This is a genomic window from Klebsiella sp. P1CD1, assembly GCF_003790505.1.
GTDB classification, from domain to species: Bacteria; Pseudomonadota; Gammaproteobacteria; order Enterobacterales; family Enterobacteriaceae; genus Klebsiella; species Klebsiella variicola.
On sequence record NZ_CP033631.1, the window covers coordinates 3,509,135 to 3,525,870 of the forward strand.

The following is a 16,736-nucleotide window of genomic DNA, read 5'->3' on the forward strand; positions in this document are numbered from 1 at the left end:
ATAGAAAAATTGATCAATGATAGATTTTTAACGCATCGCACCTAAAGGTCATCCCATGAATATCAATCGAGATACGCAGGTAAAGAAAACAAACCATGCTGGCCCCATCAATGCCATCCCGCCGGTTTTGTGGATGCAAGCCGCCATCATCACCCTTGGTGCATTCGCTACCATGCTCTCATCCACCATGCTCAGTGCTGCGCTTCCGACCATGGCAAACGGCCTTGGGGTGACGGACGCCTCCATCCAGTGGATAGCCACCGCGTACCTCATGGCGCTGGCCGCAGGCGTTCCGGTTAGCGCATGGGCGGTAAAACGGTTTGGCGCCACCCAACTTTGGCTCTATGCACTTATTTTATTTGGTGTTTTCTCGGCAGTTTGCGCGTTATCCCCGAATATCGAGGTGCTGCTCACCGCCAGAATAATGCAAGGTCTGGCAGGCGGGTTACTCGTGCCGGCCGGGCAGACGATCCTGGGTCTGGTGGTCGGTCGTGAGCGCCTCGGGCGGATCATTGGTACGATAGGCGTGGCTATCGTCATTGCGCCCTTACTGGGAACGTCTCTGGGGGCCGTGCTGCTTCAGGTCTGCGGATGGCGAGTCTTGTTTTTTATTAATGTCCCCTTATCTCTCTGTGCCTGGCTTGCGGGATGGAAATTACTCCCTCGCCCGACAATAAAAAATGATAAGCCGCTCTCCCTGGACTGGATGGGGTTAATACTGATTCTTTGTAGCCTTCCCCTGCTCATGGAGGGTATTAAAGGCGTCAGCCTGAATAGTGGTGAAAATAGCGGGAACATTATCTTACTCAGCGTGGGCGCACTGTTTATCGGCTTGTTTATCTTTCGCTCTTTTCGCATTGACTCGCCTTTACTTCATCTCAGCCTTTTCAAACATCGTGGCTTCACATTATCGGCGTTGCTGATGGCTATCGGAGGTGCGGTGAATTTTGGTGGACAGTTCCTGCTCCCGTTGTATTTCCGCGACGTTTGCCATGAAGCACTGGCTGATGTGGGTTTGCTCCTTACCCCGCAGTTAATCGGTTCTGCCATAGGATTCCCGGTCGCCGGTTATTTCTCAGACCGGCTGGGTCCTCGCGTGGTGCTGATCGTTGGCGGCTTGATCTCGGTGTTAGCGACATGGCCGCTGGCCATGATTGATGGAGGCAGTAGCTACCTCCTGGTCGGTAGCGCACTCGCTATCAGAGGGTTCGGTTTAGCCCTTGCGACAGTGCCGGCGATGGCGGCAGGCCTGGCGATGGCGGGTACCCGTCATGTTTCTGATGCAGCACCGATTCTCAACATCCTGCAGCGTGTTGGCGCGATGGCTGGCGCGGCCCTGGTGACGGCGTGCTACGTCAGACTGGCGCATACGCAGGGTAGCTTAGCCGCCTTTCAGCACGCCGGGTGGATACTGATCAGCGGCGCCATACTGCTCACCCTTTCAGCACTTTTCATGGTGAACCATCAGGGATCATCAACGCGGGAAGAAACAAGATAACCGGTCTGGCGTCCTGTCCCGCACCCGGTACGCAATAGTTAACACCTCATTCTGAATGAGCGCGAGAGAGGCGTGAATGCCAGTCAACGACACCAGCGACTGGCATTGCACGCGACTCCCCACTAAACCGAACCAATCAATCCGCCATCGACCCGGATCACCGCCCCGGTAATGTAGCTGGCAGGCTGGCTTGCCAAAAAGGCAGCGGTAGCGCCGTACTCATGGGGGTGGCCATAACGTCCCGCCGGAATGCTCAGACGACTCTTCTCCGCGACCGCTTCCGCAGTGGAATGTTCCCGTTTCGCCTTGATAGCATCCAGCTGACCCACCCGGTCGGTAGCAATGCGCCCAGGCACCATCACATTCACCGTGACGCCGTCGGCCGCCACTTCAGCGGCGAGGGTTTTCGACCAGCCGAGTAAGCTCATGCGCAGCGCATTCGACAGGGCGAGACCCGGAATCGGGGCAATCACACCGGACGAGGTGGAGGTAATAATGCGTCCCCAGCCACGGCTGCGCATGGCGGGCAGTAGTTTATCGGTGAGCTGGATCAACGAGGCGACCATCACTGAAAATTGCTGTTGCCAGACGGCGCCGTCCGTCCCCTGTGCCAGCGTGGGCGGTGGGCCACCGGAATTATTGACCAGAATATCGATGTCGCCCCAGTGCTCGCGGATATCGGCGATGACCGTATCAAACTGTTCCGGGATGGCAAGATCCAGCGGCCAGGCGCGGGCGGTACCGCCCAGCTGAGTGATGCGTTCCACCGTTTGCGCCAGCTTCTCTCTGTTGCGGCCTGTCACGGCGACCTTCACGCCTTCCTGCGCCAGCGAGCAGGCGATAGCCTGTCCAAGGCCACTTCCCGCACCGCAAACCAGTGCCACACGCTGTTGTATCTGCAAATTCATAAATGCTCCTGATTGTATTTTCAGGAGCATTATGTGCAATAGTGATGCCAGTTATACGCGTGGGCTTTTTACATTGACCTGGTCAAACGCGTATTGCAGGTGTTTTCTCATCAACTCTGCCGCCTGTTCCTGTTTGTTCTCTCGCAGGGCATCAATGATGGCAACGTGCTCTTCGCACCACTCTTTTACGCGACGCTTATTGTGATAGCTACCAAATTCCAGCAGGCGGCGCAGCCGGTTTTGCTGCTGAATAGCCTGTAATACAAACAGGTTGCCGCTGGCCTCTGCCAGCAACTCATGAAACGCCGCATCGGTTTCGAAAATCTCTTTGGCCGGGACCTGCGTAATGTCCGGGTGGGTAATGAGTCTCAGATGCCGGGCGCGCAGACGTTTAAGCATCTGCCGGTCAACATGCAGGTTGGGCGTCAGCAACGCCATCGGTTCAATCATCAGGCGAAAACCGTAGCTATTGCGCAGAGCGATATCGGAGTTCAGGGTTTGCAGAAAGCGCCAGCCATGCCCTGCATTGCGGGCAATCAGGCCATCCTCCGATAGCTTCACCAGTGTACGGGTCAGCACGCCGCGATCAACATCATAGCGCTGGCTGATTTCGGTCTGGGTAAAGGATTCCGGCAGGATACCTGCAATGCGGTCATGGACCAGTTGCTCGTACAACTTCTGGTCATTGCTCTTGGACTGCTCAATCTCCAGCTGATCCAGCTCATTACTGCGTTTAAGCAGGAAAAAACCCTGGTTTGGCCGCGCTTCAACCGCCCCCATTCGGGTCAGTTCCTTGAGCCCGGCACGTACCGGCGTACGCGAAACACCCAACGCATCGGCAAGATGTTGCTCACGTAAATGATGACCTGGATCGAATCTTGCTTCAGATATCAGGTCGAGTATTTGCCGGGCTATCCGGCGACTGCTCGCAGTGGAGTCAGGCTGCATGAATTCACGATTCCCTGAAATGCATTGTTGTGGTCGATATATACAATATCACGACCAACAAAACGCAGCAAAGTAAAGCAAGGAGTGCACGCTTAACGTGCAATACGCACCAGAATGAGACATTTTTTTCACACGCATAATTGTATTTATTGACTCACTAAATTCAATTTAAACCTTAGCCAGGAGACGACTATGTCCAGCAATTCTTTTCTGTTTCGCCATGTGCGTACTTTGATGTTCGCGCTGACCGCCCTGCCGCTGGTCAGCCATGCGGCGGTGGAAACCATCGCCAAGGGTCAACTGACCTATGGAACGGCAGCGACGTTCATGCCTTTTGAATACGTGAAAGCAGGCAAGCTTACCGGCTTCGATATCGACCTGATCAACGCGCTAAGCAAAGAGATCCAACTGACGCCGGCGCCAATGCCGATGGAATTCAAAGGGCTTATTCCGGCGCTGCAGGGTAAACGTCTGGATATCATCAACTCCGCCATGTACGTCAATCCGACCCGTGCCGAGCAGGTTGACTTCGTACCCTATCTGAAAATCGGCAGCCGCGTGGTGGTCCGCAAAGGTAACCCGGCCAACATCACCGGACGTGACCTGAGCCTCTGCGGCAAAAACATCGCCGTGACGCTCGGCGGGATCGAAGAGAGCCAGGCGCGGGCAGACAATCAGCGCTGCGTGGAGGCCAAAAAACCGGCCATCAACGTCATGACGTTCCCCGCCGCCACCGATTCCGCCGTGGCCGTCGCCCAGGGACGTGCCGATGCCGAGTTCCTCTCCACGCCGGGCACCGTCGCCCTGTTTACCGAAAAAGCCGGCATGTTCGAAGCGGTTGGCGCCGAGTTCGAAGCGAATACTCACATCGCCTTTGCCGTGCGTAAAGGCGATACCGCAACCCAGGCCCTGCTGGAGCAAGGTCTGCAGAGCCTTGTCAAAAATGGCACCTACACGCAACTGATTAAGAAGTGGAACTTCCCAGACTCCGTTGCCCTTTTCTAACCCGTTTGCCATTAACCGGAGAACGCTATGTCGATCGATTTAATGTGGCAGTACTTCCTCTCCCCCGAATTTATTCGGGGTGCGTGGATGACGCTACTGATTACCCTCTGCTCACTGTTGTGTGGCGTGGTGCTGGGCCTGGTGTTGGCGCTGTTGCAGGAAGCGCCGTTTCGCGCCGGGAAAGGGCTGGCCTTTTTCTACCTGTGGCTGTTTCGCGGGACGCCGGTGCTGTTCCAGATAATCTTTGTCTACAACGTGCTGCCAGGCTTCGGCTTACGCTTCTCCGCGTTTACCTGTGCAGTGCTGGCCCTTTCGCTCAATGAAGGCGCCTACATGGCGGAAATTCTGCGCTCTGGCCTGCAGGCGGTGAAAAGCGGCCAGCGCACCGCCGGCATGGCGCTGGGGATGACTCACGGCCAGATCATGCGAAAAATCGTTCTGCCTCAGGCCGCACGCATCGTTCTGCCGCCGATGGGTAACCAGATGATCAGCATGCTGAAATCGAGCGCGCTGGTCTCGGTTATCGCCGTTCAGGAACTGCTGCTGGTCGCTAACCAGGCCGCCAGCGCCAGCTTCCGTTACTTCGAAGCGCTTTGCGCTGCGGGCATCTATTACCTGCTGCTCACCAGCCTGTTCATGATCTTCCAGTCGTGGCTGGAACGCGTGCTGGATCCCAGGCAGCGCCGTAGCAAAAGCCAGAAGCGGCTGACTCGCCTGTTTAAATTACCGAAAACCGTCCGGGAGGAACCATGAGTGAGAAACCGCTGCTGGAGATGATCGGCATTGATAAGACTTTTGGTCGCCAGACCGTACTCAAAAACTGCTCTCTGACCGTGCAACGCGGAGAAACCGTGGTGCTGATTGGCCCGTCCGGCTCGGGAAAATCCACCCTGCTACGCTGCGTCAACATGCTCTCGCCCGCCGACAGCGGCGATGTGTTCTTCGCCAGCCGGCACATCAGCCGGGGCGATGTGCCGGCGCACAAACTGCGTCAGCGCATTGGCATGGTGTTCCAGAACTACGAGCTGTTCTCGCACCTGACCGCAGCGGAAAACATCATGCTGGCCCCGATGACGGTGTTGGGAATGAACCGTATTGATGCCCGCAAACTGGCGGACAACCTGCTGGCAAAAGTGCGCATCAACGAACGTGCAGACCATTTTCCGGACGAGCTCTCCGGCGGACAGCAGCAGCGCGTGGCGATTGCCCGGGCGCTGGCGATGAAGCCCGAGCTGATGCTCTACGACGAGCCCACTTCCGCCCTCGACCCGGAGATGATCCGTGAAGTGCTGGAAGTCATGGCGGAGCTTAGCGCAGAAGGCATGACCAGCATGGTGGTGACTCACGAAATGGGCTTCGCCCGTCGGGCCGCTAACAAGATTCTGTTTATGGAAGACGGCGAAATTATCGATCGCGCCAACACCAGCGATTTCTTCGCCGGCCATGTCAGCGACCGCGCGCAGCGCTTCCTGACGCAAATATTACATTAATCACGGAGTTCCTATGTCCAGTTATCAGGTTGACAGCGCTCGTATGAAAAAGGACTTAGCGACGCTGGTTGCCATCAACACGGAGAATCCACCGGGCCATGAGCGCGAAGCCGCCGAATGTCTGGAAGGCTGGCTGCTGACCGCCGGGTTCGATCTCTCCTTTAGCGAATACGCACCGGGGCGGACCAACGTTATCGCCATTCTGAACAATGGACCGGGGCCGTGTTTCGCCTTTAACACCCACCTTGACACCGTTCCGGCGGGCAGCGGCTGGGCCAGCGATCCCTTCACGCTCACCGAGCGTGACGGACGCCTGTACGGACGCGGCGCCTGCGATGCCAAAGGCCCGCTGGTGGCGATGGTTGAAGCCCTGCGTCTGCTGGCTGCCAACCGTCAGCAGTGGTCCGGCACATTGATGGGGGTGTTCACCGCCGATGAAGAGGTCGCCAGCGAAGGGGCGAAATTCTACGTCCGCGATAATCCACCGGCGATTGATTTCGCGGTGATTGGCGAGCCGACCTCGAATGCCACCTTCTCCGCCCACAAAGGCAGCTTACGTCCTCGCGTGCGGGTTAAAGGCGTCACCGCGCATTCTGGTACGCCGGAGCTGGGGGTTAACGCGATTTACCAGTCAGCGCGCCTGTTAGGGTTGATTGAAGAAGCCCACCACCAGCAGGTGCGTTGCCGCTGCCACGATCTGGTCGGCAACGCCAGCCTGACGGTAACCCGCATCCACGGCGGCCATGCGGACAACGTGGTGCCAGACAGCTGTGAGCTGCTGCTTGACCGTCGCATGGTTCCGGGCGAAGACGAAGAGGTCGTCAAAGCCGAACTGCAGCAACTGCTCGACCACGCGTACGCACATGCAGGTGTGGAAGCCGAAATTATCGCCTGGCAGCCCACCACCGGCGGCGCGACGCAAACCGACAGCCGCGAAGCCATTGTCGAGCAAAGCCTTGCTGCCTGTCGCCGTCATGGGCAGAGCGAACCCGGCCCGTTTGGTTTTCAGGGGGGATGTGACCTGGTGCATTTCCGTTCGCTGGGCGCAAAAGGCGTCGTGATTGGCCCCGGTTCGCTGGCCGTGGCTCACAAACCCGATGAATTTGTCCCTGTCGATGAATTTATCGCCGCGGCCTACCTCTATCTCGATATTGCGCTCGCCATGCTGCCGCCGGAGCCCGGTTTATGAAAGCACAGCTCTTTCGGGGAGATCTGCATTACGCCGATGTGACGCTGCATACCGCTGCCTCTGGTCCGGTGACGGCGCTCGATACGCTCTGGCTGCGTCTGGAAGACCAGGGAGTGATCGGGATTGGCGAAGTGCGGCTCAACATTCGCTACCTGCATGGCTACCGCGAAGAGCTGGTGCTGAACAACCTGCTTCAGATACTTCGCCGCTGGGACTGGCGCCAGGCGCCCGCCGCGCGACTCGCCGCGCTAGATGACGAAGACTGCACGCTCCTGCCGCCATCGCGCATGGTGCTGGATATGGCCTTGCACGACCTGCTGGCGCGTCAGCAAGGGATAAGCGTTGCCGCCTGGCTGGGGGCGCGGGATGGCCTGCCTGCGTGGCACACCAACCAGACCCTGTTCTGGGGCAGCGAGAGACAGATGCTGGAGCAGGCGCAACGCTATGTCGATCGCGGTTTCACCCAGCTGAAGTTGCGCACAGGCGTGGCAGATTTCGCTACCGACCTGGCCCGTCTGCAACGGCTGCGCCAGCGGTTCGGCCAGCAGATTTCGCTGGCGATTGACGTGAACGGCCAGTGGTCTCTGGCGCAGGCTCACGCGGCATTCCCGTCTCTGCGCGAGCTGAAGCTCAGCTACATCGAACAGCCGTTAAGCCCGGCAAACGACAGCCAGCTTGCGGAGCTGTACGCCTACGGCATCCCGATCATGCTCGACGAAAGCCTCAACAGTGACGCCGCCATCACCCGGCTGATCGCCGCCAAAGGTGCGCTGTGGGGGCATCTCAAACTGGTGAAACTGGGTGGCCTTGCGCCGACGCTGGCCGCCGCCAACCGGCTGCGACTCGCCGACGTGCCATTCATGATTGGCCAGATGAATGAAGGCCATGCTGCCACCGCCGCCGCGCTCCAGCTGTGTCGTGTCGTGCAACCGGCATTTGCCGAGCTGTATGGCGCCGATGGCTTAACGGATGATCCCGTCAGCGGGCTGGAATACCGCAATGGCCTGGTCACCGTCAATGACTCACCAGGTCTGGGCGTGCAGTTTAATGCCGCGCAGGCCCACTTACTCCAGGAGTTTACTCATGCAAGATGTTAATAATGTGATTCAGGGCAGTGAGTCCGCCTTTAGCGCTGATGAATATGCGCAACGCATTCGACGCACCCGCGAACGCTTAAGCCGCGCGGGCGTGGACGTCATGATCGTTACCGGCCCGGAAAACATTTTCTGGCTCACCGGTCAGCAAACACCGGGCTATTACACCTTCCAGGCGCTGTTGCTGCCGGTAGAAGGGGATCCGGTGTTTGTGATTCGCCAGCTCGAATACTTTAACTTTATCGCCAACACCTTTATTTCTGACGCCGCCATCTACCAGGATGGCGATAACCCGGTGGATTTCCTGGTGGGCATGCTGCAACAGCGCGGCTGGCTCCACAAACGGATTGGGCTGGACAAACGCGGTTGGTTCCTGCCGGTTGCCGTGTATGAAGCCCTGCAGGCCAGGCTCGGCACCATTGCCGATACCGCGGGCGTCATCGAGCCGCTGCGCGCCGTGAAGTCGGCGGCGGAGGTGGAAAAAATCGCCATCGCAGCGCGCTATGTGGACGCGGGCATGCGCGCGGGCATGGCGGCGATTCACCGCGGCGCAGACGAAAACGCGCTGGTCTCGGCGATGATGGGGGCCGCCATTGCCGCCGGTTCCGAGTATGTCGGCATGGAACCGCTGGTCTCGACCGGCCCACGCAGCGGCGTGCCGCATGGCACATGGCGTCGTCGGGTGATGCAGGATAACGACCCGGTATTTCTGGAAATGTCAGCGGCTCACGACCGCTACCACGCCGCGATGATGCGCTCCGCCTGGCTGGGGCGGCCGCCCGCTATCGCCATCGAAATGGAAAAAGTGTGTCAGGAAGCCCTGCAGGCCTCTCTTGATGCCATTCGTCCAGGCGCCACCTGCGAAGCGCCGCACCTGGCCTGCCAGAAGGTGATTGATCGCGCCGGGTTCACCGAAAACTTCAAAAAACGCACCGGTTACTCCATCGGTATCGCCTTTGCGCCGGACTGGGGCGAAGGCGGCATTCTCAGTCTGTATCGTGGCGTCACCACTGAGCTGCAGCCAGGAATGACCTTCCACATTCCACCGGCTCTGCGGATCTACGGTCAATTTACCGTCGGCGTCAGTGAAACCGTGGTGGTGACCGAAACCGGATATCGTCAGCTGGGTTCCCTGGCTCGCCCTCTCACACTGCTGTAAGGAAAGAAAAATGAAAGATATCAATGAATGCCGTGAACGCCTGCGCGGTATTTTCAACATCACCGTCACCCCGTTCACCGCCAGCGGCGCGATCGACTTTCCGGCGTTACGTGAAAATATTGAACGCGTGATTGGTCTGGGTTATGACGGTCTGCTGATTGGCGGCACCTACGGTGAATTCCCGGTGATGACCGTCGAAGAACGCCGTGAGCTGTTTCATCAAGTCATGGCCTGTGTGGATGACCGCGTGGCGGTCATGCTGTGCAGCGCCAGCGCCGACCCGCGCGATGCCCGCGAGCTGACGCTGCTGGCAAGCGAGCTGGGCGGCCTGCCGATGGTGACCGCGCCCTTTGTTAGCGAAATCACTGACCAACAGATCGTCAGCTACTTCAAAGAGATGGCTCCCTTATCCAAAACCGGCATCCTGGTGTACAACGCGCCGGGCATCGGCATCACCCTCTCCCCGGCGCTGCTGGAACAACTGGCAGAGATCCCCAACGTGGTCGGCATCAAACAGGGCGATCTCAACCCCACCGCCATCGACCAGATTGCCAACCGTCTGCGTGGGCGTCTGCGCCTGTTCTGTGCTTCCGATCTGGCCTTCCTCGGGCCAATGATGGCCGGGTTTGACGGCATCAGCACCACCAACAGCGGCGCGCTGCCGGAGCTGATTATCAATACCTTCCGGGCCGTGGAACAGGGCGATGCCGCCACGGCCCGCGATCTGCATCAGCTGTGGTACGCGTATCGCGCGCTGGCGCGCAAACATGGTCAGCCGCAGCTGGTGAAAGCGGCGATGGCGCTGCGCGGTTTTAACGGCGGCACCGTACGCGCACCGTTAAAACCGATCGACGACGCGGCGCTGGCGGAGCTGACTCACGTCATGTCGGCGCTTGCCAGCGACAGCCGTAGCGGCGTTACGCTGGCGCGTTAAGCGCCGCCCGTAAAAAGGCGACGAACAGCGGATGGGGCGCATCCGGGCGGGACATCAGTTCCGGGTGCCCCTGCACACCATGCCAGAACGGCAGTTCCGGCTGGGAGATGGCCTCCACGATATCGTCCGTTTGCGCACTGACGCTGACCCCGCTGCGATCCAGCGCCGGTAATAAGTCGGTGTTAAAGCAGTAGCGATGGTTGTAGTGCATTTCGCGGATATCACCGGGGATCAACCCGAAGGAAAAAGGGAATACGCCGCAGCGATGACGGCCATCAACAAAGGGAACAAAGCTGTGCAGAGCCTCATCCGGAGCCACTTCGGCGGGAATGGCTGATTCGCAACCCGGACGTCGGCGCACGACTGCGGTCATCATGCTCTGCATTCCCAGGCATAACCCCAGCGTGGGCTGTCCGCGGGCAAGCGTATCTTCCGCCACGCGGATTTGTCCCTTGACGGCGGCCATCGAGGAACCGCCTGGCAACACGACGCCCTGGACGTCGTGGAGGTCGTGTAACCCAGGGGACAGACTGACCGGCGCGAAGAAATGGACCTCCAGGTTCAGCCCCAGCGACGCCGCGGCATCACCCAGTGAGCCAAGCGTGGCGGGGTAGACCAGACGGTGGTCTGACTCACGGCCAATCAGTGCGATGCGCAAGGACGTCCCGGCAGAGGATGGCTCCCCGGCATCCCAGCGACCATAGCGATCGGCGGTGAGGTCTAACACCGTATGTTGCCCGTCGCTGAGCGTCAGGCGCTGGTTGCGGTCATCGCTGAACAGCCGTTGGCCCGGCAGGTCGGCGATAAGCGCTGCCTGCGAGGACGCCAGCACAATGACAGCATCTGACTCAGGCAGGCTGGCGATATCGCGCACCTCTTCACGCAGCGTATCGCTGCGCCAGAGGCCGCTGGTCACGCAGTACCCGGCACGAATGACGTGCTGATGGCTGTCGGGAACATCGCCGGCGAAGTCGGGGCGAAGGCTCCAGAGAGGCAGTCCAAGACGATTAGCCCACAGGCTGGCGGTAATACCGTAGCGAGCGGGCGCAGAGGTGTTATCGAGAATAAAGATCGGTGACACGGCGAGTTTCCTGCTGAGGTTGGGGACCTAATTGTATTAATTGAATCATTAGATACAAAAGAGGATTTATGAATAACAGTCAAATCGCCCGTCGTATGCAATCTGTACGCCCTTCACCGACAGCGGTCATTTCTGACCAGGTACGGGCACTGGAAGCCGCAGGCAAGCCGGTTATCAACCTGGGCGAAGGAGAACTGGATTTTGCTACCCCGGCCCATATCAGCTATGCGGGCATTGAAGCGATCGTGCATCATCAGACTAAGTATACCGCCGTTTCCGGCACCGCCGCGTTAAAGGAGGCCATTGCCGCCAAGTTCGCTCGCGACAATCAGTTGCATTACCGTCCGCAAGAGATCATCGCAGGCAGTGGCGCCAAGCAGCTTATTTTCAATGCTTTTCTGGCCACCCTCGACGCCGGGCAGCAGGTCATCATTCCCGCCCCCTACTGGGTCTCGTATCCGGATATGGTCTCTCTGGCCGATGGCGAACCGGTGATTGTGCCCTGTGATGAACAAAACTGCTGGAAGCTGACGCCGGAACAACTGGCCGCCGCCCTCACCCCATCAACGCGCTGGCTGATCCTCAACTCGCCGGGCAACCCGACGGGGGCGATTTACAGCGAGCAGGAACTGCGTGCCCTGGCTGCGGTGCTGGCGGATTACCCACAGGTGCTGGTGATGGCCGACGATATTTACGAGCCGCTGCGCTATGACAATATCCCTTTTACCACTTTTGCCCAGGCCGCCCCGCAGATGGTTTCACGTACCCTGACGGTAAACGGTGTGTCCAAAAGCCACGCCATGACCGGCTGGCGTCTGGGCTATGCGGGAGGGCCGCAATGGCTGATTGCCGCCATGCAGATCCTGCAATCACAAAGCACCTCCAACCCCAGCAGTATTTCGCAGGCTGCGGCGGTCGCAGCGCTTAACCACTCAGCCAATTTCTTCGACGGCTGGCTCAACGTGTTAGATAAACGCCGCCAGCAGGTGCTGGGAATGATTGCCGCCACCGATGGCCTGAGCGCCACCGCTCCCCAGGGGGCATTCTATGTGTTTGCTAACTGCCAGGCGCTCATGGGCCGGATGACCCCTGGCGGCGAAATCCTTCGCAACGACAGCGCGCTGGCGAACTGGCTATTAGAACAAACCCAGGTGGCCGTTTTACACGGCTCCGCGTTTGGAATGCCGGGGTATTTGCGTATTGCGTATGCGATAGAAGATGGCCTGCTAACCCAAGCCTGCCAGCGGATAGCGGGCGCCTGCGCGCAATTGCGTTAAAAGCGTGTGGTGGCGCAGCGGCTACCCACGCGGCGGCAAACCACGCTCGGTCTGAAAAATGCCGTGCTTATCGCCTACCTTGCCGATAAGCACGTTGTCATCATGATAGCTCACCGGGTAATAGCGACGTTCTCTTTCCCGGTTTTCCACTCCACCGTTGCGGCCACTACCGCACGCGGCAGGAATAGCATCCTGCGCATAGCTAATAATAAAGCAACCTCCCTGCAGCTGAATTTATACCAGACCCACAAAATAGATTTTCGTTATTTTGTTAATGCTATAAAAAACACAATGCTAACAGCTATCCCCGAATGTTGAACACGTGCAAGGTTTCAGAAATTATGATATAGTTCGCGCTTTAATGGATAGTGATTAAGGTTGAAATATTGAAAACGGCCAATTTTTCTGAGTTGATAAAAATAGCTGCGCTACAACTGTTCAGAGAAAAAGGGTTTAGCAATGTCTCAACCCGTGATTTGACGCAGAAAATGAATATTTCCAGAAGTCATATCTATCACTATTATCGAGACTGGGAAACGCTCAAGAAATCCACTATTCAGTATATGTTTGAAAATGACATACAAGAATGTCATGCGTTTTTAAACGCGTCAGAAAAAATGAGCGCTAGTGAAAGAGTAAACCTCTATATCAGAACGCTGTTACCCGATGCACCTTCGGCACACTGGCTGCTCTACCTTGAACTATGGCCAATGGCAGCACGCGATGCGGATTATGCTAAATTAGTGCACGATCACTCCCTGCAATGGATCACTATTCTTGAAGGCATCATTAGCGTAGGGATGCAGGAAGGCGAGTTCCTTGCGGAAAACGCCGCTACCTCAGCCAGACAAATAAACACATTAATTGATGGGTATTCCAGCTTGCTGATCCTCGATTATTCAGAAGACAGACGCAGCATTTTTCTTAATGAAATATCTGAGCTTGCCTTTAAAATACTTAAAAAAGATTTCTGAGTGGGTGAAGCAAGGTAGCGTATCAGTTAACCCTTTTTTATATTGAGATAACTTAAAATACGCTGCATTTTACTTTCTGCCGTCGTATTCCCTGGCGCAGCGCTGTCTATCCAGGTCTCATCGGCTTCAGGATGCGGACCTGACAGGATGATGTTTCCCTTACCGTACCGGTACTTACCAATGGCGATATCTCCATTCTTGTAGTAAGCGATCGGCTGGAATCCAGTACTTGAGATACTACTGTTGAGATAAGGCCCATCCTGGTAGTAAAAAGGCTCTTGTTTATTATTCCATGTCAGTTGCAGGGTATAATCGCCTTCATCAACGGCCTGCGAACCGGGTCTTCCCACCTCTGACTCTAAAGGCGCATCAATAAGCCCTATCCAGTCTTTGTCGGCAAGATAGGCCCCCATACAAAGACCAAGAAAGGATTTGCCACTTTTCACAAAATTGCGGATAGCCTCTGCCCCTTCATCACCCAGGGCTTGATAAGAGCCGGGTATATCCTGACCGCCGCCAGGTTGAATATAGAGATCGAATTTTTTCAGTGTTTGCGCATTTAATTTCAGCTTTTCTTTTTCACCAACATAAGAGATGTGCAGAGGCAGACCTGTCGCGATCAGCGATTTTACCACCATTTCAGAACAACCCGGGCACCCGGCCTCCCCGCGATAAACGGCGACATTATAACTCTCTGATTGCGAGGACTTTGCCTGCACCGATGCGGTGAAAAAGGCGAAAGAAAAGGCAACCGTTAGTATTTTTGCTTTTTTAAGTCTGGTGCCCTGGAAAAAAATTTTCATGTCAGTAGATCCCCTGGTTATGTAGTGTCATGGTTAATCACAGCGTATCACTTTTGGATCCCGCAGATGATGACGATAAATTAGAGCGATTGCTCAAATTTATCCTCAACATCAAATTTGTCAAGCCGTTTTAGTTAAAATAAATAATATTTATTCTGTAAGGTAAAGGCGACAATATTTTATAAATATCTTTTAATGAGATATTCTCATATCTTATTGCCTTCTCAATAACATTAAATACCGAAGAGAGGGTGAAAAAAGAGTCGATCATGCTCCATGTAATACAGCGGTCGTCTTACCGGGCAAACATCAACCTGGGCGTACTGGTCGCGCTACACAGCGATGGCAGTTCAGCAACAACACCACATGGCATGTTTTACATAAATCATCATTATATTCATGCAGTTATAAAAACAACGTCACGTGCGCCTTGATCCATCAGCACATTCAATAATACTGTATATAAAAACAGTATTCGAGGATCGATACCATGCAGTTTACTCGGCCAACTGAGATTTCGCCCCCACTCATGCTCCCCCTCTTCTCCGAGAGGGTGCCCTGCGGATTTCCCAGCCCCGCTCAGGATTATGTTGAGGACAGGCTGGATCTCAATAAATTATTGATAAAACATCCGAGTGCTACCTACTTCATCAAAGTCAGCGGAGAGTCTATGCGTGATGCCGGCATCAGTGATGGAGACCTTTTAGTGGTTGACCGCTCACTGTCTGCCGTACATGGTGATATCGTCATTGCGGCTATCGCAGGTGAATTCACCGTGAAAGAACTTCGCACTCATCCTTTTTTACAGCTAGTGCCGCACAATCGCGATTACGCTTCCATTTCGTTTCATAATGCCGAAGAGTTAGAAATATTTGGCGTGGTCATTTTTAGCATTAAAGCGCATAAATAATTATGTTTGCCCTCGTCGATGTCAATAATTTCTATACTTCTTGTGAAACGGTTTTTCGCCCTGATTTAAAGGGGAAGCCTATTGTGGTCGTGTCCAATAACGATGGCTGCATTATTTCTCGCTCTGCCGAAGCAAAATCCCTCGGTATAAAAAATGGCGAACCTTTCTTTAAAATAAAAAATAACCCTTATTATTCCAGTGTTCATTTTTTCAGTTCTAACTATGCGCTTTATGCCGACCTCAGTGACCGTGTTATGCAAACGCTCACGGCAATGTCTCCATCAATAGAAATCTACTCCATCGATGAAGCCTTTATTAATTTATCCGGAGTAATGAATTGCGTCCCCTTATCCACCTTCGGCCATGAAATAAGAACTAACGTATTGAAAAATACTGGCTTAACGGTGGGCGTAGGTATTGCGCAAACCAAGACATTAGCCAAGCTCGCTAACCATGCCGCCAAGACATGGCGCGGCACGGGCGGCGTTGTCGACTTATCCAATATTGTGCGCCAACGCAGGCTACTCGCCCTTGTCCCTGTTGAAGAGGTCTGGGGCGTTGGGCGAAAAATGAGTAAAAAACTTAATTTAATGGGTATTAATACCGCTCTGGATCTGGCAGAAAGCTCATTATGGGTCATAAAAAAGCACTTCAATGTGGTGCTGGAAAGGACCGTTCGCGAACTGCGTGGTGAGCCATGTTTTGAGCTACAAGAATTTTCCCCAACAAAACAACAGATTATTTGTAGTCGCTCTTTTGGCAATCGGGTAACGCAGTATTCAGATATGCATCAAGCCATTTGCGCCTATGCTGAGCGAGCAGCAGAAAAATTACGCAGTGAGCATCAATTTTGCCGCTTCGTTAGCGTATTTGTTCGGACGAGTCCGCACGCCGTTAATGAAACATATTATGGCAACCAAGCGTCAATGAAGCTATTAACGCCGTCTAATGATACTCGTGACATTATAAATTGTGCCACAAACTGCCTGCAGAGAATTTGGATTGATGGTTATCGATATATGAAAGCCGGTGTTATGCTTGCTGATTTCTTCAGTAATGGCATAGCGCAGCTAAACTTATTTGACGATAACGCGCCGCGCAAAAACAGTGCTGCGTTAATGGACGTTATCGACCAATTAAATCAATCCGGGAAAGGAAAGGTCTGGTTTGCCGGTCAGGGGATCGAAAAGTCCTGGGCGATGAAGCGTGAAATGCTTTCCCCGGCTTACACCACCCGATATTCAGACCTGCCCGTCGCGAAATGAATGTACGCAGGTAATGACATCGCTTCGGGTGAAGGTCACTGCGTTTACCAGGCCTACGTAATCAGCGATAACGCCTTTGCAGCACGGAAATCCCCTCCGCTCGTCAGTGAGGCCTGCCTGACCGCCAGCGGACGAGGTGCTGCTTTTGCGCGCAGTCCGTCTACCGCACGAGGTTGCGGATGAGCAGCACCGCGGCATTCG

At 55.5% G+C, this 16,736-nt stretch carries 16 protein-coding genes; 12 read left to right on the forward strand and 4 right to left on the reverse strand.

Annotation, left to right across the window (positions count from 1 at the left end; translation table 11 throughout):
- The first annotated feature begins 55 nt into the window (after positions 1-55).
- Positions 56-1,498: a DHA2 family efflux MFS transporter permease subunit gene (locus DTA24_RS17470; RefSeq protein ID WP_012542122.1), complete on the forward strand. Its 1,443-nt coding sequence runs from the start codon at positions 56-58 to the stop codon at positions 1,496-1,498.
- A 122-nt stretch (positions 1,499-1,620) separates the two neighbouring features.
- On the opposite strand, the gene DTA24_RS17475 is transcribed toward DTA24_RS17470, so the two are convergent.
- Positions 1,621-2,406 (reverse strand): SDR family oxidoreductase, encoded by a 786-nt coding sequence (locus DTA24_RS17475; RefSeq protein ID WP_032732799.1) that lies wholly within the window; start codon positions 2,404-2,406, stop codon positions 1,621-1,623.
- Between the two features lie 51 nt (positions 2,407-2,457).
- Entirely contained in the window at positions 2,458-3,354 is an 897-nt protein-coding gene (locus DTA24_RS17480) for a GntR family transcriptional regulator (RefSeq protein ID WP_012542124.1), read from the reverse strand.
- A 192-nt stretch (positions 3,355-3,546) separates the two neighbouring features.
- Between DTA24_RS17480 and DTA24_RS17485 the strand changes: the two genes are divergently transcribed.
- The 7 genes from DTA24_RS17485 to DTA24_RS17515 are packed head-to-tail and all read left to right on the forward strand — an operon-like array spanning position 3,547 to position 10,225.
- A complete protein-coding gene (locus DTA24_RS17485; RefSeq protein WP_022065841.1) occupies positions 3,547-4,359 on the forward strand; it encodes an ABC transporter substrate-binding protein in 813 nt (270 codons plus the stop codon).
- Between the two features lie 27 nt (positions 4,360-4,386).
- Positions 4,387-5,112: an amino acid ABC transporter permease gene (locus DTA24_RS17490; protein WP_008807665.1), complete on the forward strand. Its 726-nt coding sequence runs from the start codon at positions 4,387-4,389 to the stop codon at positions 5,110-5,112.
- Positions 5,109-5,849 carry an amino acid ABC transporter ATP-binding protein gene (locus DTA24_RS17495; protein ID WP_100729939.1) on the forward strand — a complete coding sequence of 247 codons (741 nt, stop codon included), beginning with the start codon at positions 5,109-5,111 and terminating at the stop codon, positions 5,847-5,849. The genes DTA24_RS17490 and DTA24_RS17495 overlap by 4 nt, the downstream gene beginning before the upstream one ends.
- Before the next feature lie 13 nt (positions 5,850-5,862).
- Positions 5,863-7,038: a M20 family metallopeptidase gene (locus DTA24_RS17500; protein ID WP_049154942.1), complete on the forward strand. Its 1,176-nt coding sequence runs from the start codon at positions 5,863-5,865 to the stop codon at positions 7,036-7,038.
- Entirely contained in the window at positions 7,035-8,135 is a 1,101-nt protein-coding gene (locus tag DTA24_RS17505; RefSeq protein ID WP_115656043.1) for a mandelate racemase/muconate lactonizing enzyme family protein, read from the forward strand. The genes DTA24_RS17500 and DTA24_RS17505 overlap by 4 nt, the downstream gene beginning before the upstream one ends.
- Positions 8,122-9,291, forward strand: coding sequence for a M24 family metallopeptidase (locus DTA24_RS17510; RefSeq protein ID WP_032732796.1), 1,170 nt, complete (start codon positions 8,122-8,124; stop codon positions 9,289-9,291). The genes DTA24_RS17505 and DTA24_RS17510 overlap by 14 nt, the downstream gene beginning before the upstream one ends.
- A gap of 10 nt (positions 9,292-9,301) precedes the next feature.
- The gene (locus DTA24_RS17515) at positions 9,302-10,225 is read left to right on the forward strand and encodes a dihydrodipicolinate synthase family protein (protein WP_023297410.1); all 924 of its coding nucleotides are present in this window, start codon (positions 9,302-9,304) and stop codon (positions 10,223-10,225) included.
- Here the strand turns inward: DTA24_RS17515 and DTA24_RS17520 are convergent.
- A complete protein-coding gene (locus tag DTA24_RS17520; RefSeq protein WP_023322392.1) occupies positions 10,209-11,306 on the reverse strand; it encodes a glutamine amidotransferase-related protein in 1,098 nt (365 codons plus the stop codon). The genes DTA24_RS17515 and DTA24_RS17520 overlap by 17 nt on opposite strands.
- 68 nt (positions 11,307-11,374) lie before the next feature.
- Between DTA24_RS17520 and DTA24_RS17525 the strand changes: the two genes are divergently transcribed.
- Both DTA24_RS17525 and DTA24_RS17535 read left to right on the forward strand, forming a co-directional pair.
- A complete protein-coding gene (locus tag DTA24_RS17525) occupies positions 11,375-12,583 on the forward strand; it encodes a pyridoxal phosphate-dependent aminotransferase (RefSeq protein WP_123836981.1) in 1,209 nt (402 codons plus the stop codon).
- A gap of 386 nt (positions 12,584-12,969) precedes the next feature.
- Positions 12,970-13,557: a TetR/AcrR family transcriptional regulator gene (locus DTA24_RS17535; protein ID WP_022065835.1), complete on the forward strand. Its 588-nt coding sequence runs from the start codon at positions 12,970-12,972 to the stop codon at positions 13,555-13,557.
- A 26-nt stretch (positions 13,558-13,583) separates the two neighbouring features.
- Here the strand turns inward: DTA24_RS17535 and DTA24_RS17540 are convergent, their stop codons facing one another.
- The gene (locus tag DTA24_RS17540) at positions 13,584-14,360 is read right to left on the reverse strand and encodes a BPL-N domain-containing protein (RefSeq protein ID WP_016160704.1); all 777 of its coding nucleotides are present in this window, start codon (positions 14,358-14,360) and stop codon (positions 13,584-13,586) included.
- Positions 14,361-14,850: 490 nt separating this feature from the next.
- On the opposite strand from DTA24_RS17540, the gene umuD reads away from it, so the two are divergent.
- On the forward strand, positions 14,851-15,270 hold the full coding sequence (gene umuD / locus DTA24_RS17545; RefSeq protein ID WP_008807676.1) for a translesion error-prone DNA polymerase V autoproteolytic subunit: 420 nt from the start codon (positions 14,851-14,853) through the stop codon (positions 15,268-15,270).
- Positions 15,271-15,272: 2 nt separating this feature from the next.
- Positions 15,273-16,535, forward strand: a complete 1,263-nt coding sequence (gene umuC / locus DTA24_RS17550; protein WP_012968510.1) for a translesion error-prone DNA polymerase V subunit UmuC — start codon at positions 15,273-15,275, stop codon at positions 16,533-16,535.
- The last annotated feature ends 201 nt before the right edge of the window (positions 16,536-16,736 follow it).

Coding starts and splice junctions, on each gene's coding strand:
- DTA24_RS17500 (WP_049154942.1), top strand. CDS start 5,863: ATGTCCAGTTATCAGGTTGACAGCGCTCGTATGAAAAAGGACTTAGCG.
- DTA24_RS17485 (WP_022065841.1), top strand. CDS start 3,547: ATGTCCAGCAATTCTTTTCTGTTTCGCCATGTGCGTACTTTGATGTTC.
- DTA24_RS17540 (WP_016160704.1), bottom strand. CDS start 14,360: ATGAAAATTTTTTTCCAGGGCACCAGACTTAAAAAAGCAAAAATACTA.
- DTA24_RS17480 (WP_012542124.1), bottom strand. CDS start 3,354: ATGCAGCCTGACTCCACTGCGAGCAGTCGCCGGATAGCCCGGCAAATA.
- DTA24_RS17505 (WP_115656043.1), top strand. CDS start 7,035: ATGAAAGCACAGCTCTTTCGGGGAGATCTGCATTACGCCGATGTGACG.
- umuC (WP_012968510.1), top strand. CDS start 15,273: ATGTTTGCCCTCGTCGATGTCAATAATTTCTATACTTCTTGTGAAACG.
- DTA24_RS17525 (WP_123836981.1), top strand. CDS start 11,375: ATGAATAACAGTCAAATCGCCCGTCGTATGCAATCTGTACGCCCTTCA.
- DTA24_RS17475 (WP_032732799.1), bottom strand. CDS start 2,406: ATGAATTTGCAGATACAACAGCGTGTGGCACTGGTTTGCGGTGCGGGA.
- DTA24_RS17490 (WP_008807665.1), top strand. CDS start 4,387: ATGTCGATCGATTTAATGTGGCAGTACTTCCTCTCCCCCGAATTTATT.
- DTA24_RS17515 (WP_023297410.1), top strand. CDS start 9,302: ATGAAAGATATCAATGAATGCCGTGAACGCCTGCGCGGTATTTTCAAC.
- DTA24_RS17495 (WP_100729939.1), top strand. CDS start 5,109: ATGAGTGAGAAACCGCTGCTGGAGATGATCGGCATTGATAAGACTTTT.
- DTA24_RS17510 (WP_032732796.1), top strand. CDS start 8,122: ATGCAAGATGTTAATAATGTGATTCAGGGCAGTGAGTCCGCCTTTAGC.
- umuD (WP_008807676.1), top strand. CDS start 14,851: ATGCAGTTTACTCGGCCAACTGAGATTTCGCCCCCACTCATGCTCCCC.
- DTA24_RS17470 (WP_012542122.1), top strand. CDS start 56: ATGAATATCAATCGAGATACGCAGGTAAAGAAAACAAACCATGCTGGC.